Here is a 24,618-nt window from a genome sequence, read left to right on the forward strand (position 1 = left end):
ACCGAGTGACCGATAAATGTAAGTGCGTATTCCAATTCAGTTTTCGACCGTAAGTATGAAGAGCACAAAAGATACCGACATCTATTCCTTTATCTTTTGCCCATCCCAGCAGAATGTTTGCAGCACATTTGAATAATTTATTTAACAGCCAACGGTTATGACGAAAGATAGGCCATAGCGTGTTTGGAAGGGTAAAGGTGATGTGTTGATATTCGCATTCAGGGAAGACATGTTGTTGCTTTTGTATCCATCGCTCTGTGGCTTTCATGCCACAGCTACTGCACGCTCGAGATTTACAGGTTTGGTGAATATATTTGATATGGGTACAGTCAGGGTTGCAACAATGATATTCGCGAGAGCCAAAAGCCGCTGTCCCACAGGACAGCATCTTTGTGACATTTTCAATCACGACCGCTCTTAGGTTAGCTTTGTTATTATGAAGAAATTTAAGCCAGTTATTTTGACTATTAAATAATTGTTTCAGGGGTTTATATGCGTGCATGGCGATAGGATAAACGATTTATTGGCAACAATGGAAGAGGTTGAGTCCTTTTGATTTGCGCCGTAGGCGCCTATTGTTCAAACCGAATACATCTCTAATTCTCTTCTTATTACTCTCTTTTAAAAATGTTTCGTTTAATTTTCAAACAACACTTGCATCTAAAAGTGTGATCTGTATAATGCATCGCACTGGCTTAAGTCAGTTGTGAACCAATGAGCAGCGAGGAAAGTTCTAATTACTTACAGTGTAAGGTTAGAACTTAGAATGAATACTCAGCTTATGTTCGCGGTTAATATTATTAGAGCTTACCTTGATGAGTAATCATTGAATTAATCTCTAATATAAGTTAACTGACAATGTGTCCTAATTTTGGACCTATGGTTTCACATAAATCAATCGGCATTCTCTCGTTTATTCGAGATTGAGTGGCGATATTGTTTGTGTATTTATTATTGGAGCTCTGTCTCATGCAGAACCAACGTATTCGTATCCGCCTAAAGGCTTTTGATTATAAACTAATCGACCAGTCTACAGCGGAGATCGTTGAAACAGCTAAGCGCACTGGCGCTCAGGTTCGTGGTCCTATTCCACTACCTACTCGTAAAGAGCGTTTTACTGTTCTTACTTCTCCTCACGTTAACAAAGACGCACGTGACCAGTACGAAATTCGTACTCACAAGCGTTTAATCGACATTGTTGAGCCAACAGATAAAACTGTTGACGCACTAATGCGTTTAGACCTTGCTGCTGGCGTTGATGTTCAAATTAGCCTAGGTTAAGGGGAGATTATTATGATTGGTCTAGTCGGTCGTAAAGTGGGCATGACCCGCATCTTTACCGAAGAAGGCGTTTCTATCCCAGTAACTGTTGTTGAAGTTGAAGTTAACCGTGTTTCTCAAGTGAAAACTGTAGAAACTGATGGCTACAACGCAATTCAAGTTACTTGTGGTTCTAAGAAAGCTAACCGCGTATCTAAGCCTGAAGCTGGTCACTTTGCGAAAGCAGGTGTTGAAGCAGGTCGCGGTCTTTGGGAATTCCGTTTAGAAAACGGTGAAGAATTCACAGTTGGCGCTGAGCTAAGTGTTGAAATCTTTAACGAAATCAAAAAAGTAGACGTTACTGGTACATCTAAAGGTAAGGGCTTCCAAGGCGCAATTAAGCGTTGGAACTTCGCTACTCAAGATATGACTCACGGTAACTCTTTGTCTCATCGTGCTCCGGGTTCAATTGGCCAATGTCAAACTCCAGGTCGCGTATTTAAAGGCAAAAAAATGGCGGGTCACATGGGTGCTGAGCGTTGTACTACTCAAAACTTAGAGATCGTACGTGTTGACGCTGAGCGCAATCTGCTTCTTATTAAAGGTGCAGTACCAGGCTCAACAGGTGGCAACGTGATCGTTAAACCAGCTGTTAAAGCATAACGTCTTAGGAGTATGTAATGGAACTAATGGTTAAAGGTGCTGCGGCACTAACTGTTTCCGAAACTACTTTCGGACGTGAGTTTAACGAGGCTCTTGTACACCAAGTAGTTGTTGCGTATGCAGCAGGTGCTCGTCAAGGTACTCGCGCTCAAAAAACACGTTCTGAAGTATCTGGCGGTGGCGCTAAGCCATGGCGTCAAAAAGGTACAGGCCGAGCTCGTGCGGGTACTATTCGTAGCCCAATCTGGCGTTCAGGTGGTGTTACTTTCGCTGCGAAACCACAAGATCACAGCTTGAAAGTAAACAAAAAAATGTACCGTGGTGCTCTTAAAAGCATTCTTTCTGAGTTAGTTCGTCAAGATCGTTTGATCGTTGTTGAAGACTTCTCAATTGAAGCACCAAAAACTAAAGAGCTAGTTGCTAAGCTTAAAGAACTTGAGCTTAACGATGTTCTTATCGTAACTGGCGAAGTAGACGAGAATCTATTCTTAGCTGCTCGTAACCTATATAAAGTTGACGCACGTGACGTTGCTGGTATTGATCCAGTAAGTCTTGTTGCATTCAACAAGGTTCTAATGACTGCTGCTGCAGTTAAGCAAGTTGAGGAGATGCTGGCATGATCAGTGAAGAGCGTCTACTAAAAGTTCTACGTGGCCCACATATCTCTGAAAAAGCAACGATGACTGCTGAAGGCAATAACACTATTGTTTTCAAAGTAGTAATCAATGCAACAAAAAAAGAGATTAAAGCAGCAGTAGAAAAGTTGTTTGAAGTTGAAGTTAAGTCTGTAAATACCCTTATCACTAAGGGCAAGACCAAACGTCAAGGTGCACGCCAAGGCCGTCGTTCAGACGTGAAAAAAGCGTACGTAATCTTGAAAGAAGGTCAAGACCTAGACTTCGTTGGCGGCGCGGAATAACAGGAGTAGTTAAAAATGGCTATTGTTAAATGTAAGCCGACTTCCCCTGGTCGTCGTCACGTTGTAAAAATCGTTAACGCTGACCTACATAAGGGTAAGCCATACGCACCTCTTTTAGAGAAAAACTCTAAATCTGGTGGTCGTAATAATAACGGTCGTATTACAGTACGTCACGTTGGTGGTGGTCATAAGCAACACTACCGTCTAATTGACTTTAAACGTACTAAAGATGGCATTCCAGCTATCGTTGAACGTTTAGAATACGATCCAAACCGTAGTGCAAATATTGCACTAGTTCTGTTCGCAGACGGTGAGCGTCGTTACATTATCGCACCAAAAGGTCTTAAAGCCGGCGATACAGTACAATCAGGTGTTGATGCGCCAATCAAAGCAGGTAACTGCTTACCATTGCGCAACATCCCAGTAGGTTCTACTGTTCACTGTGTTGAATTAAAACCTGGTAAGGGCGCGCAAGTTGCACGTTCTGCTGGTGCATACGCACAAATCATCGCTCGTGATGGCGCTTACGTGACATTACGTCTACGTTCTGGTGAGATGCGTAAAGTTCTTTCTGAAGGTCGTGCGACTATCGGTGAAGTTGGTAATTCTGAACACATGCTACGTGAGCTAGGCAAAGCTGGTGCTACACGCTGGCGCGGTGTTCGTCCAACGGTACGTGGTGTTGCAATGAACCCAGTAGATCACCCACACGGTGGTGGTGAAGGTCGTACATCAGGCGGTCGTCACCCAGTATCACCTTGGGGTATGCCTACTAAGGGCTTCAAGACTCGTAAGAATAAATCTACTGACAAGTACATTGTACGTCGTCGTAACAAATAATCTATAAAGAGGAATCGCCATGCCACGTTCTCTCAAGAAAGGTCCTTTCATTGACCTACACTTGCTGAAGAAGGTAGAGAAAGCGGTGGAAAGCGGAGACAAAAAGCCTATTAAGACTTGGTCCCGTCGTTCAATGATCATCCCAACTATGATCAATTTGACCATCGCTGTCCATAATGGTCGCCAGCATGTACCAGTTTTCGTTACAGAAGACATGATTGGTCACAAGCTGGGCGAATTTGCACCTACTCGTACTTATCGCGGCCACGCTGCAGATAAGAAAGCTAAAAAGCGTTAGGAGGTAGAATATGGAAGCTATTGCTAAACATCGTTTTGCCAGCATTTCTCCACAAAAGGCTCGCTTAGTTGCGGACCAAATTCGTGGGAAATCAGTAGACCAGGCTCTTGAAATCCTTACTTTCAGCAACAAAAAAGCTGCAGTAATTATTAAAAAAGTTGTTGAGTCTGCTATCGCAAACGCTGAACACAACGAAGGTGCAGATATCGACGATCTAAATGTCGCTAAAATCTTCGTAGACGAAGGCCCAATCATGAAGCGTATTATGCCTCGTGCTAAAGGTCGTGCAGATCGCATCTTGAAGCGTTCAAGCCACATCACTATCGTTGTAGCTGATCGTTAAAGACTAGGAGATTAAGCAAATGGGTCAAAAAGTACATCCTAATGGTATTCGTCTTGGCATCGTTAAGCCTTGGAATGCTACATGGTTTGCTAGTAGCCAAGAGTTCGCTGACAACCTAGACGGCGACTTCAAGGTACGTCAGTATCTTACTAAAGAACTGAAAAAAGCATCTCTATCTCGCATCGTTATCGAGCGTCCTGCGAAGAGCATCCGTGTGACTATTCACACTGCTCGTCCAGGCGTAGTAATCGGTAAGAAAGGCGAAGACGTAGAAAAACTACGCGCAGGCGTAGCTAAAATCGCAGGTGTTCCAGCGCAAATCAACATTGCAGAAGTTCGCAAGCCTGAGCTAGATGCTCACCTTGTAGCTGACAGCATTGCTTCTCAACTAGAACGTCGTGTTATGTTCCGTCGCGCTATGAAGCGTGCGGTACAAAATGCAATGCGTCTAGGCGCTCAAGGCATCAAAGTACAAGTAGGCGGCCGTTTAGGCGGTGCTGAAATCGCACGTTCTGAGTGGTATCGTGAAGGTCGTGTACCTCTACATACTCTACGTGCTGACATTGATTACGCAACTGCTTCAGCTCATACGCAATATGGTGTGATTGGCGTTAAAGTTTGGATCTTCAAAGGTGAAGTTCTAGGCGGTATGCCAGCTGCTAATGCAGTAGAGCCTAAGGCTGACAAGCCTAAGAAGCAGCGTAGAAGCCGTAAGTAAGGAGCTGACTGATGCTACAACCAAAACGTACTAAGTTCCGTAAGGTTATGACTGGTCGTAACCGTGGTCTTGCTAAAGGCACTGAAGTAAGCTTCGGCGAATTCGGTCTTAAAGCTGTAGGCCGTGGTCGTCTAACTGCACGTCAGATCGAAGCGGCACGTCGTGCTATGACACGTCATGTTAAACGTCAAGGCCAAATCTGGATCCGTGTGTTCCCAGACAAACCTATCACAGAAAAACCGCTTGAAGTTCGTCAGGGTAAGGGTAAAGGTAACGTTGAGTACTGGGTAGCCCAAATCCAACCTGGAAAGGTAATGTACGAAATGAACGGCGTACCTGAAGAGTTGGCACGTGAAGCGTTCCGCCTAGCGGCACGTAAACTGCCTATCAAAACTACTTTTGTAACTAAGCAGGTGATGTGATGAAAGCACAAGATCTACGCGAGAAAAACGTTGAAGAGCTTAATGAAGAGCTTTTGAATTTGCTACGTGAACAGTTTAACTTGCGTATGCAAGCTGCGACTGGTCAACTACAGCAGACTCATACTCTAAAAGCTGTACGTCGTGATATCGCACGTGTTAAAACTTTACTGAATGAGAAGGCTGGCGCATAATGAGCGAGAAAATTCGTACTATGCAAGGTCGTGTAATTAGCGACAAAATGGACAAGTCTATTGTTGTTGCTATTGAGCGCATGGTGAAACACCCGATCTACGGTAAATACATCAAGCGCACGACTAAGCTTCACGCACATGATGAAAACAACGAATGTGGCCAAGGCGACTTAGTTGTAATTCGTGAATGTCGTCCTCTTTCTAAGACTAAGTCTTGGACATTGGTAAACATTGTAGAAAAAGCAAAAGCTTAATTTGTTGATTCTATAGCGACTTTAAGCGGCTCTGAATTTTTTTAGAGCCGTTTATTTTTTGACTACCTTTATAAAAAAAATGGTGATATAATCCCCATCTCTTTTAAAGAGGCAGCCCGACCCGTGATGGGTCTAGTTTAAATATTTAGCGGAGCACTAACAATGATCCAAATGCAAAGTACACTTGACGCTGCAGATAACTCTGGTGCGCGCAAGGTAATGTGTATTAAGGTTCTGGGTGGCTCTCACCGCCGTTATGCACATATCGGAGACGTCATTAAAGTTACTGTTAAGGAAGCAATTCCTCGCGGTAAAGTTAAAAAAGGTGATGTTCTGAAGGCGGTAGTAGTGCGCACTCGTAAAGGCGTTCGTCGCCCAGACGGTTCTATCATTCGCTTCGACCGTAATGCTTGCGTATTGTTGAATGACACTACTGAGCAACCAGTCGGTACACGTATCTTTGGTCCAGTGACTCGTGAACTTCGTAATGCGAAATTCATGAAAATCGTTTCACTAGCACCCGAAGTTCTGTAAGGAGCGAAAAATGGCAGCTAAAATCCGTCGTAATGACGAAGTAATCGTTCTTGTCGGTAAAGATAAAGGCAAGAAAGGTAAAGTAACTAAGGTTCTTGAAACTGGTAAAGTTATTGTTGAAGGTATCAACCTTGTTAAAAAGCACCAAAAGCCTGTACCGGCTCTTGGTCAGCAAGGTGGTATTGTTGAGAAAGAAGCAGCAATTGATGCTTCAAATATCGCAATCTTCAACGATGCAACTGGTAAAGCGGACCGTATCGGTTTCCGTTTTGAAGAAGGCAAAAAAGTGCGTTTCTTCAAATCTAACGGTGAAACCATTTCTAACTAATAGATAGAAGCAATTTGGAGTTCTACTATGGCGAAACTGCATGATTACTACAAGTCGTCTGTAGTCGCTGAGCTTACCAAAGAGTTCAGCTACTCAAGCGTCATGCAAGTCCCTAGGGTTGAAAAAATCACCCTAAATATGGGTGTTGGTGAAGCAATCAATGATAAAAAGCTTCTAGAAAACGCTGCTGCCGATATGGCAATTATCTCTGGCCAAAAGCCATTGATTACTAAAGCACGTAAATCTGTTGCTGGTTTTAAAATCCGTGAAGGCTACCCAATCGGTTGTAAAGTAACCCTGCGTGGCGAACGTATGTGGGAGTTTTTAGAGCGTCTAGTTTCTATTGCACTTCCTCGAGTACGTGATTTCCGTGGAGTTAGCGCTAAGTCTTTTGACGGACGTGGTAACTACAGCATGGGCGTTCGCGAGCAAATCATCTTCCCTGAGATCGACTATGATAAAGTTGATCGTGTACGCGGTCTTGATATTACTATCACGACGTCTGCGAATACAGATGCGGAAGGCCGAGCTCTGCTGGCTGCCTTTAACTTCCCATTCCGTAAGTAAGGTGAAGGGTTACTGTTATGGCTAAACAATCTATGAAAGCACGTGAAGCTAAACGTGCAAAACTTGTAACTAAGTTCGCTGAAAAGCGCGCTGCGTTAAAAGTTCTAATTAGCGATGTAAATGCTTCTGAAGAAGATCGTTGGAATGCAGTTCTTAAACTGCAATCACTACCACGTGATTCAAGTGCATCTCGTCAACGCAATCGTTGTAACCAAACTGGTCGTCCACATGGTTATTTACGTAAGTTCGGTTTAAGCCGTATTAAGGTTCGTGAAGCTTGCATGAAAGGCGAGATTCCGGGTCTTCGTAAGGCTAGCTGGTAGTTGCCACTTAATCATTTGGAGTACATCATATGAGCATGCAAGATCCGATTTCGGATATGCTGACCCGCGTTCGCAACGGTCAATCAGCAAATAAAGTTGCTGTTAAAATGCCTTCTTCAAAGCTTAAAGTTGCAATTGCTGCACTACTTAAAGCTGAAGGCTACATCGCTGATTTCGCTGTTGAAGGCGACATCAAACCTGAGCTAGAAATCACTTTAAAGTATTTCCAAGCTAAACAAGTTATCGAGCAAATCCAACGAGTTTCTCGTCCAGGTCTTCGTGTATACAAGAAGAACGACGCGTTACCATCTGTTATGGGTGGTCTTGGTATTGCTGTTATTTCTACATCAAAAGGCCTTATGTCTGACCGCGCTGCGCGTAAAGCTGGTCTTGGTGGCGAAATTATCTGCTACGTAGCTTAATAGGAGTAGGATATGTCTCGTGTTGCTAAAGCACCTGTGGTTCTTCCTGCTGGCGTAGAAGTTAAACTGAACGGCCAGGAAATCACTATCAAAGGTGGTAAAGGTGAACTAACTCGCGTACTTAATAACGCTGTAGTTGTTTCACAAGAAGATAACTCTATTGTATTTGGTCCACGCGAAGGCGTTGCCAATGCTTGGGCACAAGCTGGTACAGCTCGTGCACTAGTAAACAATATGGTTGTTGGTGTTAATGAAGGCTTTACTAAGAAGCTAACTCTTAAAGGTGTAGGTTACCGTGCTACCATGAAAGGTAACGCAGTAGGCCTTACTCTTGGCTTCTCACATCCTGTTGAGCATGCTCTTCCGGAAGGTATTAAAGCTGAATGTCCAACTCAAACTGAGATCATTATTACTGGTTGCGATAAGCAAGTAGTAGGTCAAGTTGCTGCGGATATTCGTTCATACCGTAAACCTGAGCCTTATAAAGGCAAAGGTGTTCGTTACGCCGATGAAATCGTGCGTACTAAAGAAGCTAAGAAGAAGTAGGGTATCACTATGGATAAGAAAGCATCTCGCATCCGTCGTGCTACACGTGCACGTCGTAAGATCGCTGAACTGTGTGCAACTCGCCTTGTAGTGCATCGTACTCCGCGTCATACGTATGCTCAGGTAATCGCACCAAACGGCTCAGAGGTTATCGCTGCCGCTTCTACTGTAGAAAAGGCAATCCGTGAGCAAGTTGGAAATACTAGTAACAAAGCAGCTGCTGTAGCAATTGGTAAATTAATTGCTGAGCGCGCTATCGAAAAAGGCATTACTAATGTTGCTTTCGATCGTTCTGGTTTCCAATACCACGGCCGAGTAGCGGCGCTAGCAGATTCTGCTCGCGAAGCTGGTCTGAAATTCTAAGGTAGGGTTGGAAGATGGCTAAAGAACAACAACAAGCTACAGATTTGAATGAAAAGCTAATTGCTGTTAACCGTGTTTCTAAAACGGTTAAAGGCGGTCGAATCTTTAGTTTTACTGCACTAACAGTTGTTGGTGACGGTAATGGTCGCATTGGTTTCGGTTACGGCAAAGCCCGTGAAGTACCAGCTGCGATTCAAAAATCAATGGAAAAAGCACGTCGTAACATGTTTACGATCGCTCTTAACGAAGGTACTCTTCACCACGCTGTTAAAGGTCGCCACACTGGTTCTAAAGTGTACATGCAACCAGCTTCAGAAGGTACTGGTATCATCGCTGGCGGTGCTATGCGTGCAGTACTAGAAGTTGTGGGTGTCCGCAACGTACTAGCTAAAGCTTACGGCTCTACTAACCCAATTAACGTTGTTCGTGCAACGATTCTTGGTCTAACTAGTGTTAAGTCACCTGAGATGGTAGCTGCTAAGCGTGGTCTAACTGTTGAAGCTATTTCGGAGTAAGAACCATGTCTAAAACTATCAAAGTAACTCAGACTAAAAGCTCTATCGGTCGCCTACCTAAGCACGTTTTGTGTCTTAAAGGTCTAGGCCTTCGTCGCATCAACCACACTGTGGAACTTGAAGATACTGCTTGCGTACGCGGCATGATCAACAAAGTTCACTACATGGTTAAGATTGAGGAGTAATCAGTAATGCGTTTGAATACTCTATCACCGGCTGCTGGATCAAACCCTTCTAAGAAGCGTGTTGGTCGTGGTATCGGTTCGGGCCTAGGTAAAACTGGTGGCCGTGGTCATAAAGGCCAAAAATCACGTTCTGGCGGTAAAGTTCGCGTTGGTTTTGAAGGCGGTCAAATGCCTCTGAAACAACGTTTACCTAAATTTGGCTTTACTTCACGTAAGAGCCTAGTGACTGCAGAGGTTCGTTTAAGCGAACTTGCTAAAGTTGAAGGTAACGTTATCGATCTAAACAGCCTTAAAGCTGCTAACGTAATCACTAAGAACATTGTGTTCGCGAAAGTTGTACTTTCTGGTGAAATAGCTACTGCTGTAACTGTTAAAGGTCTACGCGTAACGAAAGGCGCTAAAGCTGCGATTGAAGCTGCAGGCGGTAAGATCGAGGAATAATCCTCGAAGGATGAGGTACAATGGCAAAGAAACCAGGAAAAGAAGTAAATAGTGCTCAGAGCGGCTTAGCTGAACTGAAATCGCGTCTCTTATTTGTGATAGGTGCGCTTTTAGTGTTCCGTGCGGGCTCATTTGTGCCAATTCCTGGGATTGACGCTGCTGTCCTTGCTGATCTTTTCGAACAGCAGCAGGGTACCATCATTGAAATGTTTAACATGTTCTCTGGTGGTGCACTGTCGCGTGCCTCAATTCTTGCTCTAGGTATTATGCCGTATATTTCGGCATCTATCGTTGTGCAACTGTTAACAGTTGTACATCCTCCTCTAGCAGAATTGAAAAAAGAAGGTGAGTCTGGTCGTCGTAAGATTAATCAGTACACACGTTATGGCACCTTGGTTCTGGCGACATTCCAAGCAATTGGGATTTCAACCGGATTGCCAAGCATGATTCCAGGGTTAGTTTCTAACCCTGACATGATGTTCTATCTAACAGCTACAGTAAGTTTAATTACCGGTACCATGTTTTTAATGTGGTTAGGTGAGCAAATTACTGAACGTGGCATCGGTAACGGTATATCTTTGATTATTTTCACAGGTATCGTTGCAGGTTTACCACCAGCTATTGGTGAAACGATCCAGCAGGCGCGTCAAGGTGAACTGCACGTGCTTCTTCTATTACTAATTGCAGTGTTATCGTTTGCAGTTATCTACTTTGTAGTGTTCATGGAGCGTGGTCAACGTCGTATCGTCGTTAACTATGCAAAACGTCAGCAAGGCCGTAAGGTATTTGCAGCTCAAAGTACTCACTTGCCACTTAAAATTAATATGGCTGGTGTGATTCCTGCAATATTTGCATCTAGTATTATACTATTCCCTGGGACATTGGCTCAGTGGTTTGGTGGTAATGGCGAAGGAACATTCGGTTGGTTAACTGATGTTTCCATGGCGTTAAGCCCTGGTCAGCCATTATATGTAATGCTTTATGCAGCAGCAATTATCTTCTTCTGTTTCTTCTATACCGCGTTGGTTTTTAACCCGCGTGAAACAGCTGATAACTTGAAGAAGTCTGGTGCATTCGTACCCGGAATCCGCCCAGGTGAACAGACAACGAAATACATAGATAAAGTGATGACACGGTTAACCCTAGCGGGCGCAATGTATATTACCTTCATCTGTCTGATCCCTGAGTTTATGATGATTGCATGGAACGTACGCTTCTATTTTGGCGGTACTTCACTACTAATTGTAGTTGTAGTTATTATGGACTTTATGGCACAAGTTCAGACTCATCTGATGTCTCAGCAGTATGAGTCCGTTTTGAAGAAAGCTAATCTGAAAGGCTATGGCCGTTAATTTCAGATCCATTTACGGAGTTTAGCAATGAAAGTTCGTGCTTCCGTTAAGAAAATCTGCCGCAACTGTAAAGTTATTAAGCGCAACGGTGTTGTGCGTATAATTTGTGTTGAACCAAAGCATAAACAACGCCAAGGTTAATTAGCAGAAATTTTTACTTGATATATTAAGCTAGGCCGAGTATATTTCTCGGCCTACCTTTTGTGTGCAAAAGAAGTAGTTATAGTCGCAACGTATCCTCATCGGGCTTTGTTGCGACTCTTCTTAAGAAAAAGTACTAGGAGTGAATAGTGGCCCGTATAGCAGGCATTAACATTCCTGATCATAAACACGCTGTAATTGCACTTACTGCAATCTACGGCATCGGTAAGACCCGCTCGCAAGCTATTTTAGCTGCAGTTGGTATTGCTGAAGATGTTAAGATCAGTGAACTGAATGATGAGCAGATTGATATTCTGCGTGATGGTGTTGCCAAATACACTGTAGAAGGCGACTTACGTCGTGAAGTATCGATGAACATCAAGCGTCTTATGGACCTTGGCTGTTATCGTGGTCTTCGTCACCGTCGCAGTCTACCGTTGCGTGGACAGCGTACTAAAACCAACGCACGTACCCGTAAAGGTCCGCGCAAGCCGATCAAAAAATAATCGGATAAGGTAGAGAGTACAATGGCAAAACAACCAACTCGCGCTCGTAAGCGCGTTCGTAAGCAAGTAGCGGATGGCGTAGCGCATATCCATGCTTCTTTCAATAATACAATCGTAACCATTACTGACCGTCAAGGTAATGCACTAGCTTGGGCTACTGCAGGTGGTTCTGGTTTCCGTGGTTCTCGTAAATCTACTCCGTTTGCTGCACAAGTTGCTGCTGAACGTTGTGGTGAAATGGCCAAAGAATATGGCGTTAAGAACCTTGAAGTTATGGTTAAGGGCCCTGGTCCTGGTCGTGAGTCAACTATCCGTGCGTTAAACGCTGCTGGATACCGCATCACAAATATTGTTGATGCTACTCCGATCCCTCATAACGGTTGTCGTCCACCTAAGAAACGTCGCGTTTAAGTTTCGTTTCTAGGAATATTGGAGAAAGAACATGGCAAGATATTTGGGTCCTAAGCTGAAGCTTAGCCGTCGCGAAGGCACTGATTTATTCCTTAAATCAGGCGTACGTGCGATCGATACCAAGTGTAAGATCGATAACGCTCCAGGTGTACACGGCGCTCGTCGCGGTCGTCTATCTGAGTATGGCGTTCAGCTTCGTGAGAAGCAAAAAGTTCGTCGTATGTATGGCGTACTAGAAAAACAATTCCGTAACTACTACAAAGATGCTGCTCGTATTAAAGGCAACACAGGTGAAAACCTACTTCAACTTCTTGAAGGTCGTCTAGATAACGTAGTTTACCGTATGGGTTTTGGTTCTACACGTGCTGAATCTCGTCAACTAGTTAGTCATAAGTCTATTCTAGTTAATGGTAAAGTAGTTAACGTTCCTTCTTTCAAAGTTTCGGCTAACGATGTTGTTTCAATTCGTGAAAAAGCTAAACTGCAATCACGTATTAAAGCTGCTCTAGAAGTTGCTGAACAACGCGAAAAGCCAACTTGGATTGAAGTAGATGCTGGCAAAATGGAAGGTACGTTTAAGCGTCTTCCTGAACGTTCTGATTTGTCTGCCGACATCAACGAACACTTGATCGTCGAGCTTTACTCTAAGTAAAGTTTAAATAAAGAGAGGACACAATGCAGGGTTCTGTAACAGAATTTCTAAAGCCGCGTCTAGTTGACATTGAACAAGTTAGCCTGACTCACGCAAAAGTAACTCTTGAGCCATTAGAGCGTGGTTTCGGCCATACTCTAGGTAACGCTCTACGTCGTATTTTACTATCTTCAATGCCGGGTTGTGCCGTAACTGAAGTAGAAATCGAAGGCGTATTACATGAGTACAGCACCAAAGAAGGTGTTCAGGAAGATATCCTTGAAATCCTTCTAAACCTTAAAGGCCTGGCCGTTAAGGTTGAGGGTAAAGATGAAGTTATCATTACTCTTAACAAGTCTGGTGCAGGCCCTGTTGTTGCAGGTGACATCACCCATGATGGTGATGTTGAGATTGCGAACCCAGAGCATGTAATCTGCCACTTAACTGATGACAATGCTGAAATCAGCATGAGAATCAAGGTAGAGCGTGGTCGCGGCTATGTACCGTCAACAGCTCGTATCCATACTGAAGAAGATGAGCGTCCAATCGGTCGTTTGCTTGTCGATGCAACTTATAGCCCAGTAGATAAAATATCTTATGCGGTTGAAGCGGCACGTGTAGAGCAACGTACTGACTTAGACAAACTTGTTATCGATATGGAAACGAATGGTACGCTTGATCCTGAGGAAGCTATCCGTCGTGCAGCTACAATTTTAGCTGAACAATTGGATGCATTTGTAGATCTTCGTGATGTACGAGTTCCTGAAGAAAAAGAAGAAAAGCCAGAGTTCGATCCGATCCTACTGCGTCCTGTAGACGATCTTGAACTAACGGTTCGCTCTGCTAACTGTTTGAAAGCAGAAGCGATTCACTACATTGGTGATCTGGTGCAGCGCACTGAGGTTGAGTTACTTAAAACTCCAAACCTTGGTAAGAAATCTTTAACTGAAATTAAAGATGTTCTAGCTTCACGTGGTCTTTCTTTAGGCATGCGCCTAGAGAACTGGCCACCAGCGTCTATCGCTGAAGATTAATCAGTTCACTAATTATCTAGTTAGAAGGATTAGGTCATGCGCCATCGTAAGAGTGGTCGTCAACTCAACCGCAACAGCAGCCACCGTAAAGCTATGTTTAGCAATATGGCTTGCTCTTTGGTTCGTCACGAGATTATCAAGACGACTGTACCAAAAGCAAAAGAGCTTCGCCGTGTAGTTGAGCCTTTGATTACATTAGCTAAGACAGACAGTGTTGCTAACCGTCGTCTAGCATTTGCTCGCACTCGTGATAACGAAGTTGTAGCAAAACTATTTACCGAGTTAGGTCCACGCTTTGCACAACGTGCTGGTGGTTATACTCGTATTCTGAAGTGCGGTTTCCGTACAGGTGATAAAGCTCCAATGGCATACATTGAGCTTGTAGATCGCCCAGAAGTAGAAGCTGCAGCTGAGTAATTAGTAAGTAGTTTCAATAAAAAACCGAGTCTTAGGACTCGGTTTTTTTGTATCTAAATATTGTTAATCTTGCCATTCATCAAGAAAATTTTGTACTTTATCGACCATATTGATTGAACCAACAAAGAAAGGTACACGTTGATGCAATTCGGTCGGAGTAATATCTAAGATCCGCTCTTCTCCACTTGTCGCTTTTCCTCCCGCCTCTTCAATTAACATTGCCATTGGGTTACATTCATAAAGTAATCTTAATTTTCCATTTGGGTAAGCTTGAGTACTTGGGTACAGATAAATCCCTCCCTTTAGTAGATTACGATGGAAGTCAGCAACGAGAGACCCGATATAACGTGATGTATATGGGCGATTTTCTGCAGGTTTTATTTCTTGGCAATATTTTAAATATTGCTTCACTCCTTCAGGGAAACGTATGTAATTCCCTTCATTAATGGAGTATATATTACCATCTTGTGGAATTTTCATGTCTTCATGAGATAAACAGAAGACACCAAGAGATGGATCGTAAGTAAAGCCGTGAACGCCGTTCCCTGTGGTATAAACCAGCATGGTAGAAGAACCATAAATAATATAACCAGCAGCCACTTGTTTATTTCCTGGCTGTAGAAAATCTTCTTCGGTTGCCGGTGAGCCTATTGGTGAAATACGACGATAAATGGAGAAAATAGTACCGACAGAAACATTAACATCGATATTTGAAGAACCATCCAATGGATCCATTAACACGACATACTTTGCGTTTTTATTCAGTTCTTTATTAAACGCAACCGCTTCATCTTCCTCTTCACTTGCGACACCACACACTTGGTCTCGATTTTCTAATGCGGCTTTAAATTTATCATTGGCGTAGATATCTAATTTTTGTTGTTGTTCACCTTGAATATTTTCATCACCAGAAGCCCCTGTAATATCAACCAGCCCTGCTTTATTTATTTCTCGGTTTACTATTTTGGCTGCCAATTTAATGGAACCGATCAATGATGACAACTCTCCACTTGCATGAGGGAAATCGTGCTGTTTAGCGACGATAAACTCACCTAAAGTTCTTATTTCTGACATGGGTTATTCCTTTTATTCTCATGTTATTAGATATCAACGGTGGATGGGGTCAGTTACAATTTATAATCCAATATAAAACGAGTGCAATTTATCTTTATAATGGTTGTGTTACTGTTTACTGTAATTCATTCTATAGCACAGAACTTTTTAAGAGTATTGAAGTAACTCGATAACGGGATTACTCACTTAATTTAATATAAGACGGTTTTTATTATGCATATTCATATCCTTGGCATCTGTGGCACCTTCATGGGAGGAGCCGCGACTTTAGCTCGTCAACTTGGACATAAGGTTACAGGTAGTGATGCGAACGTTTACCCTCCAATGAGTACGTTATTAGAATCTCAGGGTATTGAGATCATTGAAGGCTTTGATCCTAGTCAGTTAGATCCTGCGCCAGACCTTGTTGTCATTGGGAATGCGATGAGTCGTGGTAACCCATGTGTGGAGTATGTTTTAGATAAAAATTTAAAATACACTTCAGGACCTCAATGGTTGCAAGAGTTCCTATTACAAGATCGCTGGGTACTGGCTGTTGCAGGAACTCATGGTAAGACGACGACATCAAGCATGCTAGCCTGGGTCTTAGAAGAGTGTGGATATAAACCTGGTTTTCTCGTCGGTGGTGTACTTGGTAACTTTGGGGAATCGGCACGATTAGGTGAAAGCATGTTTTTTGTGGTTGAAGCCGATGAATATGACAGTGCTTTTTTTGACAAGCGTTCTAAGTTTGTTCATTACCGTCCACGAACGTTAGTATTAAATAATCTGGAATTTGATCATGCTGATATTTTTGATGATCTTGCTGCAATTCAACGTCAGTTCCATCATCTTATAAGAACGGTGCCTAGTAGTGGTCGTATTTTTGCCCCTAAACAAGATAAACCCTTAGCTGAAGTACTAGAGCAAGGATGTTGGAGTGAGATTGAATTTACGGGTGAAGAAGGAGAATGGAAAGCGAGTAAACTTAAGAAAGACGGCAGCCAATTTGACGTTTATTTCAATGATGAAAATGTTGGGCAGGTAAACTGGAATTTAGTCGGTGATCATAATGTAAGTAATGCTCTGATGGTCGTAGCTTCGGCTCGCCATGTAGGCGTTACCCCAGATTTAGCTTGTGAAGCATTGGGCTCCTTTATCAATACTAAGCGTCGATTAGAGTTTAAAGGTGAGGTTAATGGGGTCACGGTATATGACGATTTTGCTCATCACCCTACTGCAATTGATCTAACGTTAAGCGGTTTACGTAATAAAGTGGGTGATAATAAAATTATCGCAGTATTAGAACCTCGCTCTAGTACGATGAAACTAGGGGTTCATAAAGACACCTTAGCCGGTTCGCTTCATGCCGCAGATTCGGTGTATCTTTTCCAGCCTGATAATATTTCTTGGTCCGTTGATGATGTCGCTAAGCAATGTGTTCAACCCGCCTATACTCATCATGAGATTAACGCTTTTGTTGATATGATTGTGGCTGAAGCAAAAGAAGGTGATCAAATTCTAGTCATGAGTAATGGTGGCTTTGAAGGCATTCACGGTAAATTACTATCAGCATTAGAGCAAAAGGCTATTTAGGATGTATAAAAAACAGAAAACAATCACCTTAGCAATGACTGGTGCCTCTGGTGCCCCTTATGGATTACGTCTATTGGAGTGTTTGTTGGCTGCTGATTATCAAGTTTATTTTCTTATCTCATCTGCAGCAAGAGTTGTGATGGTAACCGAGCATAATTTAAAATTACCAAGTGGTCCTGATGCAATGAAAGCGGTCTTAGTTGAACACTTAGGTTGTGATGCCGATAAGTTAATTGTGTGCGGTAAAGAAGATTGGTTTTCTCCAGTGGCTTCTGGGTCGGCGGCACCAAAACAAATGGTGGTATGCCCATGCTCTGCAGGGAGCGTCGCTTCTATTGCTCATGGTATTTCAGATAATTTGATTGAACGGGCTGCTGATGTGGTATTAAAAGAGCGCGGTCAGTTAATTATGGTGGTTAGAGAAACGCCATTTTCTACATTGCATTTAGAAAACATGTTGAAGCTATCTCAAATGGGGACAACGATAATGCCTGCTGCTCCTGGATTTTATCATCAACCGAAATCGATTGAAGATTTAATCGATTTTATGGTCGCTCGTATATTGGATCATCTAGGTGTAGAGCAAGGGCTTGTTCCTCGATGGGGTTATGATCAGCGTCAGAAGAGTTAATAAACCTCTGGCTCATTAATGCATTCACACATACAATATGGCCTCTCATCGGGGAGCGACTAGCTGAGATTAGTAAACATTGGATAATGGTTACTTAAACCCGTACTACCTGAATCAGATAATGCTGACGTAGGGATTGAGATGACATTCTCATCGAGTATATCAACTTAACCCTGTGTCGCTCAAAAGGACAAAGAGCGCATAATGAAAACACGTTATATATCCCCTCTACTTAAAACACTACCTATCGCTTTAGCTGTTAGTTCTCTCTCTTCTTTTTCTGCTTCTGCTTCTGAAACGCTAACAGTCTATACTTATGATTCTTTTGCTGCTGATTGGGGCCCTGGTCCAACAATTAAAGCGGCTTTTGAAAAACAGTGTGGCTGCAATCTTGATCTTGTCGCTTTGGATGATGGCGTTTCTATTTTGAATCGTCTTCGTTTAGAAGGCAGTAATTCAAAAGCGGACATTGTTTTAGGGCTCGATAATAATTTAATGGCAGAGGCGAAAGTAACGGGTTTACTGGCTGAACATAATGTAAATACGGACTCAGTGACAATACCTAATGGTTGGAATGATAAGACCTTTGTTCCTTATGATTATGGTTATTTTGCTTTCGTATATAACAAAGAAAAAGTAAAGAACCCACCTAAGAGTCTAAAAGAATTAGTAGAACAACGAGATGATTTAACCGTTATTTATCAAGATCCAAGAACCTCTACACCGGGCCAAGGTTTATTGTTATGGATGAAATCGGTGTATGGAGATGATGTTGCTCAAGCATGGAAACAACTTGCAAAGAAAACCGTCACCGTCACGAAAGGCTGGTCAGAAGCTTACAGTATGTTTTTAGAGGGTGAATCTGATCTTGTTTTGTCTTATACGACGTCTCCAGCATACCATTCACTTGCTGAAAAAGACGATCGATTTGCAGCGGCTAATTTTTCAGAAGGTCATTACATGCAAGTGGAAGTGGCGGCGAAAGTAAAAAATACGCAACATAATGCGTTAACTGATGAGTTCTTAGCTTTTATTCTTAGTAAGGAATTTCAATCAGCGATGCCAACGGGAAATTGGATGTATCCAGTGACTAATATTACGTTACCTAAAGGGTTTGAAGACCTTAAGGTTCCGACTAAAGCGTTGTCATTTAGTTCTGCGGAGATTGCGAAACAAAGAAAGTTGTGGATTCGCGAATGGCAACACGCATTAATCTTTTAATCGATGCACTGAAAAGAGACGTATAATACGTACGTTTCTTTTTGGGACAGATAGATAACATCATGAAAACGAATCCCTTAAATTCTATTCCCTATATCGGCTATATGATCGCTACTGTGATTGTTATTTTTGTTGGCGGAGCTATTGGTGCATTATTAATCGCGTCACCCAGTATCAATGTCAGTTTAATTTGGTCCGATCCTTATTATATTCATATAACCAAATTTAGTTTTTATCAAGCAACCCTGTCTACGTTGTTTAGTGTGGTACTTGCGGTTCCGACAGCATATGCACTATCTCGTCGCTCTTTTTTAGGACGCGGTCTGTTATTAAAGTTGTGTGCGACGACCTTGGTTTTACCTGTGTTAGTAGGGGTTTTTGGTTTACTTGCTATTTATGGAAACAGCGGTCTCTTAGCTAAGGTGTTTGCATTTTTTGGTGGTAAATTGCCGTTTTCTATTTATGGATTAAATGGCATTTTACTCGCGCATGTGTTCTTTAATTATCCTTTTGCAACTCGTTTGTTTTTACAATCATTAGACAGTATACCGATGGAGCAACATCAGCTTTCTGCTCATCTAGGATTGACTGGATGGAATAAATTTAACGTTGTTGCATGGCCAAGAGTAAAACAACAATTTCCGCATGTTGCAGGCTTGGTGTTCATGCTTTGCTTTACCAGTTTTGCAACCGTAATGGCATTAGGTGGAGGACCAAAATCAACCACGATTGAACTTGCTATTTACCAAGCCATTAAATTTGATTTTGATTTACAGGCCGGCGCTATTTTAGCGTTATGGCAAATGTTGTTATGCGCAGGATTATCGCTGTGTATTCAACGGTTTTCTACGTCGATTGCCGTTGACAGTGCAACGCTAGGTAAGCCCATTATCTATCAAGACTCAAAGAGACAAAAGTTGTGGGATAAAGGGTGGATCATATTACTTACTCTGTTTATTTTACCTCCATTACTCATGGTTGTTATTAGTGGGATAAATTCTGAAGTTATTACGGTGATGACCTCTAGTGCTTTTTGGTCAGCATTCGCTAATTCATTCATTGTTGCTTTCTGTGCGGCGCTATTAGCGATGGTTTTTGGGGTTTTATTGCTTCATACCACTCGAGCGTTAAGGCTTAATCATCAGCGTTTTTTGGCGGATAAATTAGATTTAATTGGTACGATGATTTTAGTTACCCCAGGATTGGTTATTAGCACGGGGTTGTTTTTGTTGCTTAGAAACATCACTGATGTATTTAGTATGGCTATTTGGATCGTCATTTTAGTCAATGCACTTATGGCGCTTCCATACGTCATAAAGACGCTTGCTCAACCTTTATTGCATATGGCACAGCAATATCAGTTATTGTGTGCGAGTTTAGGACTTAATGGTTTTACTCGTTTTCGCTTAATTGAATGGAGAGGGTTAAGAAAACCGATGGCTCATGCCTTTGCCTTTGCCTTTGCCATTGCTTTTATCTTATCAATGGGTGATTTAAGTGCGATAGCGCTTTTTGGTAGTCAGGATTTTAGGACATTGCCGCTATATTTATTTCAATTATTAGGCAGTTATCAAATGGAAGCGGCTGCGGTGGTTTCACTTTGTTTACTCTTATTAAGTGTGGGTGTGTTTAGTACGGTTGAATGGCTTTTTTCATCAAAGAATCTACAAAGAGAGAATGTGTAATGCTGACTTTTTCTAATGTAAAATATCGCTATCATTCTGAGGTTTTTGAGTTTGATATGTCAGTTAAACAAGGTGAAGTTGTTGCTATTCTTGGGCCTAGTGGTGCAGGGAAAAGTACACTGCTTAGCTTATTGGCTGGGTTCATTAATCCAGAATTGGGTGATATTGTCATTAACGGCCATTCTGTTCTTTCCCTTGCGCCTCATCAGCGCCCTTTGTCTATGTTATTTCAAGAGCATAATTTGTTTGCGCATTTATCGATAGCGGACAATATTGGATTGGGAATTAAAGCGAACCTTCGTCTCAATGATGAAGAAAAAGAACGCGTTATTTATGCAGCTCAACAGGTTGGTGTTGACGAACTATTACTGCGTTTACCTGAGCAACTTTCTGGAGGCCAAAAGCAGCGTGTCGCGTTAGCTCGTTGTTTGGTCCATAACAAACCTGTGTTGTTATTAGATGAGCCGTTTTCGGCACTTGATCCTATGTTACGAGAAGAGATGATTGTATTAATCAGAACCTTGATTAAAACTCAACAACTTACGGTATTAATGGTTACTCATAGCTTACAAGATGCGAAGGAATTAGCGTCAGGTTATGCCTTTGTTTGTCATCATAAAATACTCAGTTATGGCAAAATGTCAGAGATAATGACACAAGATACTCCCCCCTGAATTAACCCGATATTTACAAGCGGTTAAGTAAACTTTTTCGACTCAAGTTTAGTATAATCAACTACACTCACTTTTATGATAAATAGGCGTGACCTAAGTGCTGTCATACAGTAACATTAGCGCCCTTTTGAACCTCGCCATTTACGGTTGTCTATTCTCGGTTCATCATGAAATTCTCACTCTATATAAAATAAATTAATTAATTTTGAGGTGCGTTACCACTATGTCATTTGCTTTGGGCCAACGTTGGATTAGTGATACAGAAAGTGATTTGGGTTTAGGAACAGTGGTTGCTGTTGACGATAGAACCGTCTCTGTCCTTTTTGCCGCATCAGAAGAAAATCGTTTATACGCAAAACATGATGCACCTATTACTCGAGTGACGTTCAATAAGGGCGATACAATTGAAAGTCACGAAGGTTGGTCACTTGAAGTCGAAGATGTTATTGAAGACGGTGGACTATTAACGTACATCGGAACTCGTACAGATACGGATGAAGTGAACGTTGTTCTTCGTGAAACGTTATTAAGTCATCAGATCCGTTTTAATAAACCTCAAGATAAGTTATTTGCAGGCCAAATTGATCGTATGGATCGCTTTGCATTGCGTTTTCGTGCACTTCAAAACCAGTATGAGCAACATAAAAACCCAATGCGTGGTTTATGTGGTATGCGTGCAGGTTTGATCCCACATCAGTTATTCATTGCTCATGAAGTAGGGCGTCGTTATGCCCCTCGTGTTTTATTGGCAGATGAAGTCGGTTTAGGTAAAACGATTGAAGCGGGTATGATTATTCATCAGCAAGTGCTTTCTGGTCGTGCTGAGCGTGTATTGATTGTTGTTCCTGAAACACTACAACATCAATGGCTTGTTGAAATGATGCGTCGTTTTAATCTTCATTTTTCTATTTTTGATGAAGAGCGTTGTATTGAGTCGTATGCGGATTCTGAAAATCCATTCGATACCGCGCAATTAGTGTTGTGTTCATTGGATTTTATTCGCAGAAGTAAGCGTCGTTTTGAGCAAGTGGTTGAAGCCGATTGGGATCTTCTTGTTGTTGATGAAGCGCATCACCTTGAATGGAACCAAACAAAACCAAGCCGTGCATATCAAGTTATTGAAGCGATTGCAGAAGAAACGGCGGGTGTTTTGCTGCTAACGGCAACACCTGAACAATTAGGTCACGAAAGTCACTTTGCTCGTCTGCGTCTATTAGATCCAGATCGTTTCTATGATTACGATGCGTTTGTTGAAGAAGAGCGCCAATATCAGCCAGTTGCTGATGCGGTTACCGCGTTGATGAGTGGCGATAAATTATCAAACGACGCGAAGAATCGTATTGCTGAATTGCTTTCAGAGCAAGACGTAGAGCCATTGTTTAGAATTATTGAATCTGATGGTTCTGAAGAACAGCAAAGCCAAGTACGTCAAGAATTAGTCGATAACTTAATGGACCGTCATGGTACTGGTCGTGTGCTATTCCGTAATACACGTGCGGCAATTAAAGGGTTCCCACAACGTAATCTCAATTTAATGCCAATGGCGTTACCACCACAATACGCAACCTCTATGCGTGTAGCGACAATGATGGGTGGTCGCATGAGTAATGAAGCTCGTGCAATGAAAATGTTGTATCCAGAAGAGATCTTCCAAGAATTTGAAGGCGATAGTGCAACGTGGTGGCAGTTTGATCCTCGCGTTAACTGGTTACTTGAATTGCTGAAAGAAAACCGTAACGAGAAAGTATTAATCATCGCTTCTCGAGCTTCAACGGCGTTGCAACTAGAGCAAGCGTTACGTGAACGTGAGGGTATTCGTGGTACTGTTTTCCATGAAGGGATGTCGATTATTGAGCGAGATAAAGCCGCTGCTTACTTTGCACAAGAAGAAGGTGGCGCTCAGGTTCTTATCTGTTCTGAAATTGGTTCAGAAGGACGTAACTTCCAGTTTGCTAATCAATTAGTGATGTTTGATTTACCTTTCAATCCTGACTTACTTGAGCAACGTATTGGTCGTTTGGATCGTATTGGTCAAAAGCGTGATATTGATATTCATGTTCCTTATTTGCAAGGTACATCTCAAGAATTATTAGCGCGTTGGTTTGACGAAGGGTTGAATGCTTTTGGTGAAACGTGCCCAACAGGTCGCGCTGTGTACGAAAAATTCTCTGATACGATCATTGCGATTTTGGCTACGGGTAAATCAGATGGATTAGAGCCACTGATCGAAGAATCCGCGGCACTAAACAAAGAATTAAAAGCGCAGTTAGAGCAAGGTCGAGATCGTTTGTTAGAAGTGCATTCAAACGGTGGCAATAAAGCGAAAGAACTTGCAGAGAAAATTGCTGCGACAGACGGTGACATACATCTGGTTAATTTTGCTTTGAACCTGTTCGATACGATTGGTTTGAATCAAGACGACAAAGGTGAAAACGCCATTGTTGTTACGCCAGCTGAAAATATGTTGGTATCAAGTTACCCCGGTCTTCCTTATGAAGGTTGTACGATTACGTTTGATCGTAAAACGGCTCTTTCTCGTGAAGACATGAACTTGATCAGCTGGGAACACCCAATGATCCAAGGGGGAATTGATTTAGTTCTGACTGAAGGCGTAGGTGCAACTGCAGTGTCTTTATTGAAAAATAAAGCCTTACCAGCGGGTACTCTATTGCTTGAATTGATTTATGTGGTAGATGCACAAGCGCCTAAGAAAAGTGGCATAGGACGATTCTTACCGAAGACGCCTATTCGTTTGATGATGGACAGTAAAGGTAATGATCTTTCTGCTCAAGTTGAATTTGAAAGCTTCAACCGTCAGCTAAGTCCTGTTAATCGTCATATGGCGAGTAAATTAGTGAATTCAGTGCAAAAAGAAATTCATGCATTGATTGATACGGCAGAAGTTAGCATTGAAGACCGAATTGAAGCCGTTCGTGTTGATGCGAATGCTGAGATGAAAACGGCGTTAAATGGGGAATTAGATCGTTTACAAGCATTAAAGGCCGTAAATCCAAACATACGAGATGAAGAGTTAACTCAGATCGAAACTCAAATGAGTGAACTTTCTGCGTATATTGGAAAAGCACAGGTACAGCTTGATTCATTGCGTTTGATTGTTGTGAGCCATAACTAAT

35 protein-coding genes, 1 pseudogene and 1 riboswitch are annotated in these 24,618 nt (G+C 42.3%); of the genes and pseudogenes, 34 read left to right on the forward strand and 2 right to left on the reverse strand.

What is annotated here, in order from left to right:
• Position 1 precedes the first annotated feature (1 nt).
• Positions 2 to 502: pseudogene (locus VSAL_RS01865) on the reverse strand (IS91-like element ISVsa9 family transposase); the annotation flags it as partial.
• Between the two features lie 467 nt (positions 503 to 969).
• On the opposite strand from VSAL_RS01865, the gene rpsJ reads away from it, so the two are divergent.
• From rpsJ to rplQ, 28 genes are all read left to right on the forward strand, one after another.
• Positions 970 to 1,281 (forward strand): 30S ribosomal protein S10, encoded by a 312-nt coding sequence (rpsJ, locus tag VSAL_RS01870; RefSeq protein WP_005417222.1) that lies wholly within the window; start codon positions 970 to 972, stop codon positions 1,279 to 1,281.
• 12 nt (positions 1,282 to 1,293) lie between these two features.
• Positions 1,294 to 1,923 (forward strand): 50S ribosomal protein L3, encoded by a 630-nt coding sequence (gene rplC, locus VSAL_RS01875; RefSeq protein ID WP_012549150.1) that lies wholly within the window; start codon positions 1,294 to 1,296, stop codon positions 1,921 to 1,923.
• A gap of 17 nt (positions 1,924 to 1,940) precedes the next feature.
• Positions 1,941 to 2,543: a 50S ribosomal protein L4 gene (gene rplD / locus VSAL_RS01880; protein WP_012549151.1), complete on the forward strand. Its 603-nt coding sequence runs from the start codon at positions 1,941 to 1,943 to the stop codon at positions 2,541 to 2,543.
• Complete coding sequence (gene rplW / locus VSAL_RS01885; protein ID WP_012549152.1) at positions 2,540 to 2,842, forward strand: 50S ribosomal protein L23; 303 nt, start codon at positions 2,540 to 2,542, stop codon at positions 2,840 to 2,842. The genes rplD and rplW overlap by 4 nt, the downstream gene beginning before the upstream one ends.
• Positions 2,843 to 2,857: 15 nt before the next feature.
• Positions 2,858 to 3,682 carry a 50S ribosomal protein L2 gene (gene rplB, locus VSAL_RS01890; RefSeq protein WP_012549153.1) on the forward strand — a complete coding sequence of 275 codons (825 nt, stop codon included), beginning with the start codon at positions 2,858 to 2,860 and terminating at the stop codon, positions 3,680 to 3,682.
• Between the two features lie 19 nt (positions 3,683 to 3,701).
• A complete protein-coding gene (rpsS, locus tag VSAL_RS01895; RefSeq protein WP_012549154.1) occupies positions 3,702 to 3,980 on the forward strand; it encodes a 30S ribosomal protein S19 in 279 nt (92 codons plus the stop codon).
• Between the two features lie 10 nt (positions 3,981 to 3,990).
• On the forward strand, positions 3,991 to 4,323 hold the full coding sequence (gene rplV, locus VSAL_RS01900; RefSeq protein WP_012549155.1) for a 50S ribosomal protein L22: 333 nt from the start codon (positions 3,991 to 3,993) through the stop codon (positions 4,321 to 4,323).
• Between the two features lie 19 nt (positions 4,324 to 4,342).
• A complete protein-coding gene (gene rpsC, locus VSAL_RS01905; protein ID WP_012549156.1) occupies positions 4,343 to 5,041 on the forward strand; it encodes a 30S ribosomal protein S3 in 699 nt (232 codons plus the stop codon).
• An 11-nt stretch (positions 5,042 to 5,052) separates the two neighbouring features.
• Positions 5,053 to 5,463 (forward strand): 50S ribosomal protein L16, encoded by a 411-nt coding sequence (gene rplP, locus VSAL_RS01910; RefSeq protein ID WP_012549157.1) that lies wholly within the window; start codon positions 5,053 to 5,055, stop codon positions 5,461 to 5,463.
• Complete coding sequence (rpmC, locus tag VSAL_RS01915) at positions 5,463 to 5,654, forward strand: 50S ribosomal protein L29 (RefSeq protein ID WP_005417238.1); 192 nt, start codon at positions 5,463 to 5,465, stop codon at positions 5,652 to 5,654. The genes rplP and rpmC overlap by 1 nt, the downstream gene beginning before the upstream one ends.
• Complete coding sequence (gene rpsQ, locus VSAL_RS01920; RefSeq protein WP_012549158.1) at positions 5,654 to 5,908, forward strand: 30S ribosomal protein S17; 255 nt, start codon at positions 5,654 to 5,656, stop codon at positions 5,906 to 5,908. Before rpmC ends, rpsQ begins: the two co-directional genes overlap by 1 nt.
• Before the next feature lie 162 nt (positions 5,909 to 6,070).
• Positions 6,071 to 6,442: a 50S ribosomal protein L14 gene (gene rplN, locus VSAL_RS01925; protein WP_012549159.1), complete on the forward strand. Its 372-nt coding sequence runs from the start codon at positions 6,071 to 6,073 to the stop codon at positions 6,440 to 6,442.
• A gap of 10 nt (positions 6,443 to 6,452) precedes the next feature.
• A complete protein-coding gene (gene rplX / locus VSAL_RS01930; RefSeq protein ID WP_012549160.1) occupies positions 6,453 to 6,770 on the forward strand; it encodes a 50S ribosomal protein L24 in 318 nt (105 codons plus the stop codon).
• A gap of 27 nt (positions 6,771 to 6,797) precedes the next feature.
• Complete coding sequence (gene rplE / locus VSAL_RS01935; RefSeq protein ID WP_012549161.1) at positions 6,798 to 7,337, forward strand: 50S ribosomal protein L5; 540 nt, start codon at positions 6,798 to 6,800, stop codon at positions 7,335 to 7,337.
• A 17-nt stretch (positions 7,338 to 7,354) separates the two neighbouring features.
• Complete coding sequence (rpsN, locus tag VSAL_RS01940) at positions 7,355 to 7,660, forward strand: 30S ribosomal protein S14 (RefSeq protein ID WP_012549162.1); 306 nt, start codon at positions 7,355 to 7,357, stop codon at positions 7,658 to 7,660.
• Positions 7,661 to 7,689: 29 nt separating this feature from the next.
• A complete protein-coding gene (gene rpsH / locus VSAL_RS01945) occupies positions 7,690 to 8,082 on the forward strand; it encodes a 30S ribosomal protein S8 (protein WP_012549163.1) in 393 nt (130 codons plus the stop codon).
• 12 nt (positions 8,083 to 8,094) lie between these two features.
• Positions 8,095 to 8,628 (forward strand): 50S ribosomal protein L6, encoded by a 534-nt coding sequence (rplF, locus tag VSAL_RS01950; protein ID WP_012549164.1) that lies wholly within the window; start codon positions 8,095 to 8,097, stop codon positions 8,626 to 8,628.
• A 9-nt stretch (positions 8,629 to 8,637) separates the two neighbouring features.
• On the forward strand, positions 8,638 to 8,991 hold the full coding sequence (gene rplR / locus VSAL_RS01955) for a 50S ribosomal protein L18 (protein ID WP_012549165.1): 354 nt from the start codon (positions 8,638 to 8,640) through the stop codon (positions 8,989 to 8,991).
• A 14-nt stretch (positions 8,992 to 9,005) separates the two neighbouring features.
• Complete coding sequence (rpsE, locus tag VSAL_RS01960) at positions 9,006 to 9,506, forward strand: 30S ribosomal protein S5 (RefSeq protein WP_012549166.1); 501 nt, start codon at positions 9,006 to 9,008, stop codon at positions 9,504 to 9,506.
• Positions 9,507 to 9,511: 5 nt separating this feature from the next.
• A complete protein-coding gene (gene rpmD / locus VSAL_RS01965; protein ID WP_012549167.1) occupies positions 9,512 to 9,691 on the forward strand; it encodes a 50S ribosomal protein L30 in 180 nt (59 codons plus the stop codon).
• A 6-nt stretch (positions 9,692 to 9,697) separates the two neighbouring features.
• Positions 9,698 to 10,132: a 50S ribosomal protein L15 gene (rplO, locus tag VSAL_RS01970; RefSeq protein ID WP_012549168.1), complete on the forward strand. Its 435-nt coding sequence runs from the start codon at positions 9,698 to 9,700 to the stop codon at positions 10,130 to 10,132.
• A gap of 20 nt (positions 10,133 to 10,152) precedes the next feature.
• Complete coding sequence (gene secY / locus VSAL_RS01975) at positions 10,153 to 11,484, forward strand: preprotein translocase subunit SecY (RefSeq protein WP_012549169.1); 1,332 nt, start codon at positions 10,153 to 10,155, stop codon at positions 11,482 to 11,484.
• A gap of 27 nt (positions 11,485 to 11,511) precedes the next feature.
• A complete protein-coding gene (gene rpmJ / locus VSAL_RS01980) occupies positions 11,512 to 11,625 on the forward strand; it encodes a 50S ribosomal protein L36 (RefSeq protein ID WP_044583162.1) in 114 nt (37 codons plus the stop codon).
• Between the two features lie 149 nt (positions 11,626 to 11,774).
• Complete coding sequence (gene rpsM / locus VSAL_RS01985) at positions 11,775 to 12,131, forward strand: 30S ribosomal protein S13 (RefSeq protein WP_012549170.1); 357 nt, start codon at positions 11,775 to 11,777, stop codon at positions 12,129 to 12,131.
• A gap of 21 nt (positions 12,132 to 12,152) precedes the next feature.
• Positions 12,153 to 12,542, forward strand: a complete 390-nt coding sequence (rpsK, locus tag VSAL_RS01990; RefSeq protein WP_005303517.1) for a 30S ribosomal protein S11 — start codon at positions 12,153 to 12,155, stop codon at positions 12,540 to 12,542.
• A 31-nt stretch (positions 12,543 to 12,573) separates the two neighbouring features.
• Positions 12,574 to 13,194, forward strand: a complete 621-nt coding sequence (gene rpsD / locus VSAL_RS01995; protein WP_012549171.1) for a 30S ribosomal protein S4 — start codon at positions 12,574 to 12,576, stop codon at positions 13,192 to 13,194.
• Positions 13,195 to 13,217: 23 nt separating this feature from the next.
• The gene (locus VSAL_RS02000; protein ID WP_012549172.1) at positions 13,218 to 14,207 is read left to right on the forward strand and encodes a DNA-directed RNA polymerase subunit alpha; all 990 of its coding nucleotides are present in this window, start codon (positions 13,218 to 13,220) and stop codon (positions 14,205 to 14,207) included.
• Positions 14,208 to 14,243: 36 nt separating this feature from the next.
• Positions 14,244 to 14,624, forward strand: a complete 381-nt coding sequence (gene rplQ, locus VSAL_RS02005) for a 50S ribosomal protein L17 (RefSeq protein WP_012549173.1) — start codon at positions 14,244 to 14,246, stop codon at positions 14,622 to 14,624.
• Between the two features lie 63 nt (positions 14,625 to 14,687).
• Here the strand turns inward: rplQ and fbp are convergent, their stop codons facing one another.
• On the reverse strand, positions 14,688 to 15,698 hold the full coding sequence (gene fbp / locus VSAL_RS02010; protein WP_012549174.1) for a class 1 fructose-bisphosphatase: 1,011 nt from the start codon (positions 15,696 to 15,698) through the stop codon (positions 14,688 to 14,690).
• Positions 15,699 to 15,911: 213 nt separating this feature from the next.
• Here fbp and mpl point away from each other — a divergent pair, with 213 nt between their 5' ends.
• The 6 genes from mpl (at position 15,912) to rapA (ending at position 24,617) form a co-directional block, all read left to right on the forward strand.
• A complete protein-coding gene (mpl, locus tag VSAL_RS02015) occupies positions 15,912 to 17,273 on the forward strand; it encodes a UDP-N-acetylmuramate:L-alanyl-gamma-D-glutamyl-meso-diaminopimelate ligase (protein ID WP_012549175.1) in 1,362 nt (453 codons plus the stop codon).
• Position 17,274: 1 nt separating this feature from the next.
• Positions 17,275 to 17,904 carry a flavin prenyltransferase UbiX gene (locus VSAL_RS02020; RefSeq protein WP_012549176.1) on the forward strand — a complete coding sequence of 210 codons (630 nt, stop codon included), beginning with the start codon at positions 17,275 to 17,277 and terminating at the stop codon, positions 17,902 to 17,904.
• 39 nt (positions 17,905 to 17,943) lie between these two features.
• Positions 17,944 to 18,057, forward strand: a riboswitch (TPP riboswitch).
• Between the two features lie 51 nt (positions 18,058 to 18,108).
• Complete coding sequence (gene thiB / locus VSAL_RS02025; protein WP_012549177.1) at positions 18,109 to 19,125, forward strand: thiamine ABC transporter substrate binding subunit; 1,017 nt, start codon at positions 18,109 to 18,111, stop codon at positions 19,123 to 19,125.
• Positions 19,126 to 19,187: 62 nt separating this feature from the next.
• Positions 19,188 to 20,810 (forward strand): thiamine/thiamine pyrophosphate ABC transporter permease ThiP, encoded by a 1,623-nt coding sequence (thiP, locus tag VSAL_RS02030; RefSeq protein WP_012549178.1) that lies wholly within the window; start codon positions 19,188 to 19,190, stop codon positions 20,808 to 20,810.
• Positions 20,810 to 21,484, forward strand: coding sequence for a thiamine ABC transporter ATP-binding protein (gene thiQ / locus VSAL_RS02035; protein WP_012549179.1), 675 nt, complete (start codon positions 20,810 to 20,812; stop codon positions 21,482 to 21,484). The genes thiP and thiQ overlap by 1 nt, the downstream gene beginning before the upstream one ends.
• Before the next feature lie 223 nt (positions 21,485 to 21,707).
• Positions 21,708 to 24,617, forward strand: a complete 2,910-nt coding sequence (rapA, locus tag VSAL_RS02040; RefSeq protein ID WP_012549180.1) for an RNA polymerase-associated protein RapA — start codon at positions 21,708 to 21,710, stop codon at positions 24,615 to 24,617.
• The last annotated feature ends 1 nt before the right edge of the window (position 24,618 follow it).

Source organism: Aliivibrio salmonicida LFI1238, assembly GCF_000196495.1.
GTDB lineage: Bacteria > Pseudomonadota > Gammaproteobacteria > Enterobacterales > Vibrionaceae > Aliivibrio > Aliivibrio salmonicida.

Excerpts from the sequence above, each read along its gene's own strand:
- rplC (WP_012549150.1), top strand. The coding sequence starts at position 1,294 with ATGATTGGTCTAGTCGGTCGTAAAGTGGGCATGACCCGCATCTTTACC.
- rplV (WP_012549155.1), top strand. The coding sequence starts at position 3,991 with ATGGAAGCTATTGCTAAACATCGTTTTGCCAGCATTTCTCCACAAAAG.
- rpsJ (WP_005417222.1), top strand. The coding sequence starts at position 970 with ATGCAGAACCAACGTATTCGTATCCGCCTAAAGGCTTTTGATTATAAA.
- rplN (WP_012549159.1), top strand. The coding sequence starts at position 6,071 with ATGATCCAAATGCAAAGTACACTTGACGCTGCAGATAACTCTGGTGCG.
- mpl (WP_012549175.1), top strand. The coding sequence starts at position 15,912 with ATGCATATTCATATCCTTGGCATCTGTGGCACCTTCATGGGAGGAGCC.
- rplP (WP_012549157.1), top strand. The coding sequence starts at position 5,053 with ATGCTACAACCAAAACGTACTAAGTTCCGTAAGGTTATGACTGGTCGT.
- rplF (WP_012549164.1), top strand. The coding sequence starts at position 8,095 with ATGTCTCGTGTTGCTAAAGCACCTGTGGTTCTTCCTGCTGGCGTAGAA.
- rplW (WP_012549152.1), top strand. The coding sequence starts at position 2,540 with ATGATCAGTGAAGAGCGTCTACTAAAAGTTCTACGTGGCCCACATATC.
- rpmC (WP_005417238.1), top strand. The coding sequence starts at position 5,463 with ATGAAAGCACAAGATCTACGCGAGAAAAACGTTGAAGAGCTTAATGAA.
- VSAL_RS02000 (WP_012549172.1), top strand. The coding sequence starts at position 13,218 with ATGCAGGGTTCTGTAACAGAATTTCTAAAGCCGCGTCTAGTTGACATT.
- rpsH (WP_012549163.1), top strand. The coding sequence starts at position 7,690 with ATGAGCATGCAAGATCCGATTTCGGATATGCTGACCCGCGTTCGCAAC.
- rplE (WP_012549161.1), top strand. The coding sequence starts at position 6,798 with ATGGCGAAACTGCATGATTACTACAAGTCGTCTGTAGTCGCTGAGCTT.
- rpmD (WP_012549167.1), top strand. The coding sequence starts at position 9,512 with ATGTCTAAAACTATCAAAGTAACTCAGACTAAAAGCTCTATCGGTCGC.
- rplB (WP_012549153.1), top strand. The coding sequence starts at position 2,858 with ATGGCTATTGTTAAATGTAAGCCGACTTCCCCTGGTCGTCGTCACGTT.
- rpsC (WP_012549156.1), top strand. The coding sequence starts at position 4,343 with ATGGGTCAAAAAGTACATCCTAATGGTATTCGTCTTGGCATCGTTAAG.
- rplX (WP_012549160.1), top strand. The coding sequence starts at position 6,453 with ATGGCAGCTAAAATCCGTCGTAATGACGAAGTAATCGTTCTTGTCGGT.
- rplR (WP_012549165.1), top strand. The coding sequence starts at position 8,638 with ATGGATAAGAAAGCATCTCGCATCCGTCGTGCTACACGTGCACGTCGT.
- secY (WP_012549169.1), top strand. The coding sequence starts at position 10,153 with ATGGCAAAGAAACCAGGAAAAGAAGTAAATAGTGCTCAGAGCGGCTTA.
- rpsN (WP_012549162.1), top strand. The coding sequence starts at position 7,355 with ATGGCTAAACAATCTATGAAAGCACGTGAAGCTAAACGTGCAAAACTT.
- rpsD (WP_012549171.1), top strand. The coding sequence starts at position 12,574 with ATGGCAAGATATTTGGGTCCTAAGCTGAAGCTTAGCCGTCGCGAAGGC.
- rplD (WP_012549151.1), top strand. The coding sequence starts at position 1,941 with ATGGAACTAATGGTTAAAGGTGCTGCGGCACTAACTGTTTCCGAAACT.
- thiB (WP_012549177.1), top strand. The coding sequence starts at position 18,109 with ATGAAAACACGTTATATATCCCCTCTACTTAAAACACTACCTATCGCT.
- rpsQ (WP_012549158.1), top strand. The coding sequence starts at position 5,654 with ATGAGCGAGAAAATTCGTACTATGCAAGGTCGTGTAATTAGCGACAAA.
- rpmJ (WP_044583162.1), top strand. The coding sequence starts at position 11,512 with ATGAAAGTTCGTGCTTCCGTTAAGAAAATCTGCCGCAACTGTAAAGTT.
- thiP (WP_012549178.1), top strand. The coding sequence starts at position 19,188 with ATGAAAACGAATCCCTTAAATTCTATTCCCTATATCGGCTATATGATC.
- rplO (WP_012549168.1), top strand. The coding sequence starts at position 9,698 with ATGCGTTTGAATACTCTATCACCGGCTGCTGGATCAAACCCTTCTAAG.
- thiQ (WP_012549179.1), top strand. The coding sequence starts at position 20,810 with ATGCTGACTTTTTCTAATGTAAAATATCGCTATCATTCTGAGGTTTTT.
- fbp (WP_012549174.1), bottom strand. The coding sequence starts at position 15,698 with ATGTCAGAAATAAGAACTTTAGGTGAGTTTATCGTCGCTAAACAGCAC.
- rpsK (WP_005303517.1), top strand. The coding sequence starts at position 12,153 with ATGGCAAAACAACCAACTCGCGCTCGTAAGCGCGTTCGTAAGCAAGTA.
- rapA (WP_012549180.1), top strand. The coding sequence starts at position 21,708 with ATGTCATTTGCTTTGGGCCAACGTTGGATTAGTGATACAGAAAGTGAT.
- rpsS (WP_012549154.1), top strand. The coding sequence starts at position 3,702 with ATGCCACGTTCTCTCAAGAAAGGTCCTTTCATTGACCTACACTTGCTG.
- rpsE (WP_012549166.1), top strand. The coding sequence starts at position 9,006 with ATGGCTAAAGAACAACAACAAGCTACAGATTTGAATGAAAAGCTAATT.
- rplQ (WP_012549173.1), top strand. The coding sequence starts at position 14,244 with ATGCGCCATCGTAAGAGTGGTCGTCAACTCAACCGCAACAGCAGCCAC.
- VSAL_RS02020 (WP_012549176.1), top strand. The coding sequence starts at position 17,275 with ATGTATAAAAAACAGAAAACAATCACCTTAGCAATGACTGGTGCCTCT.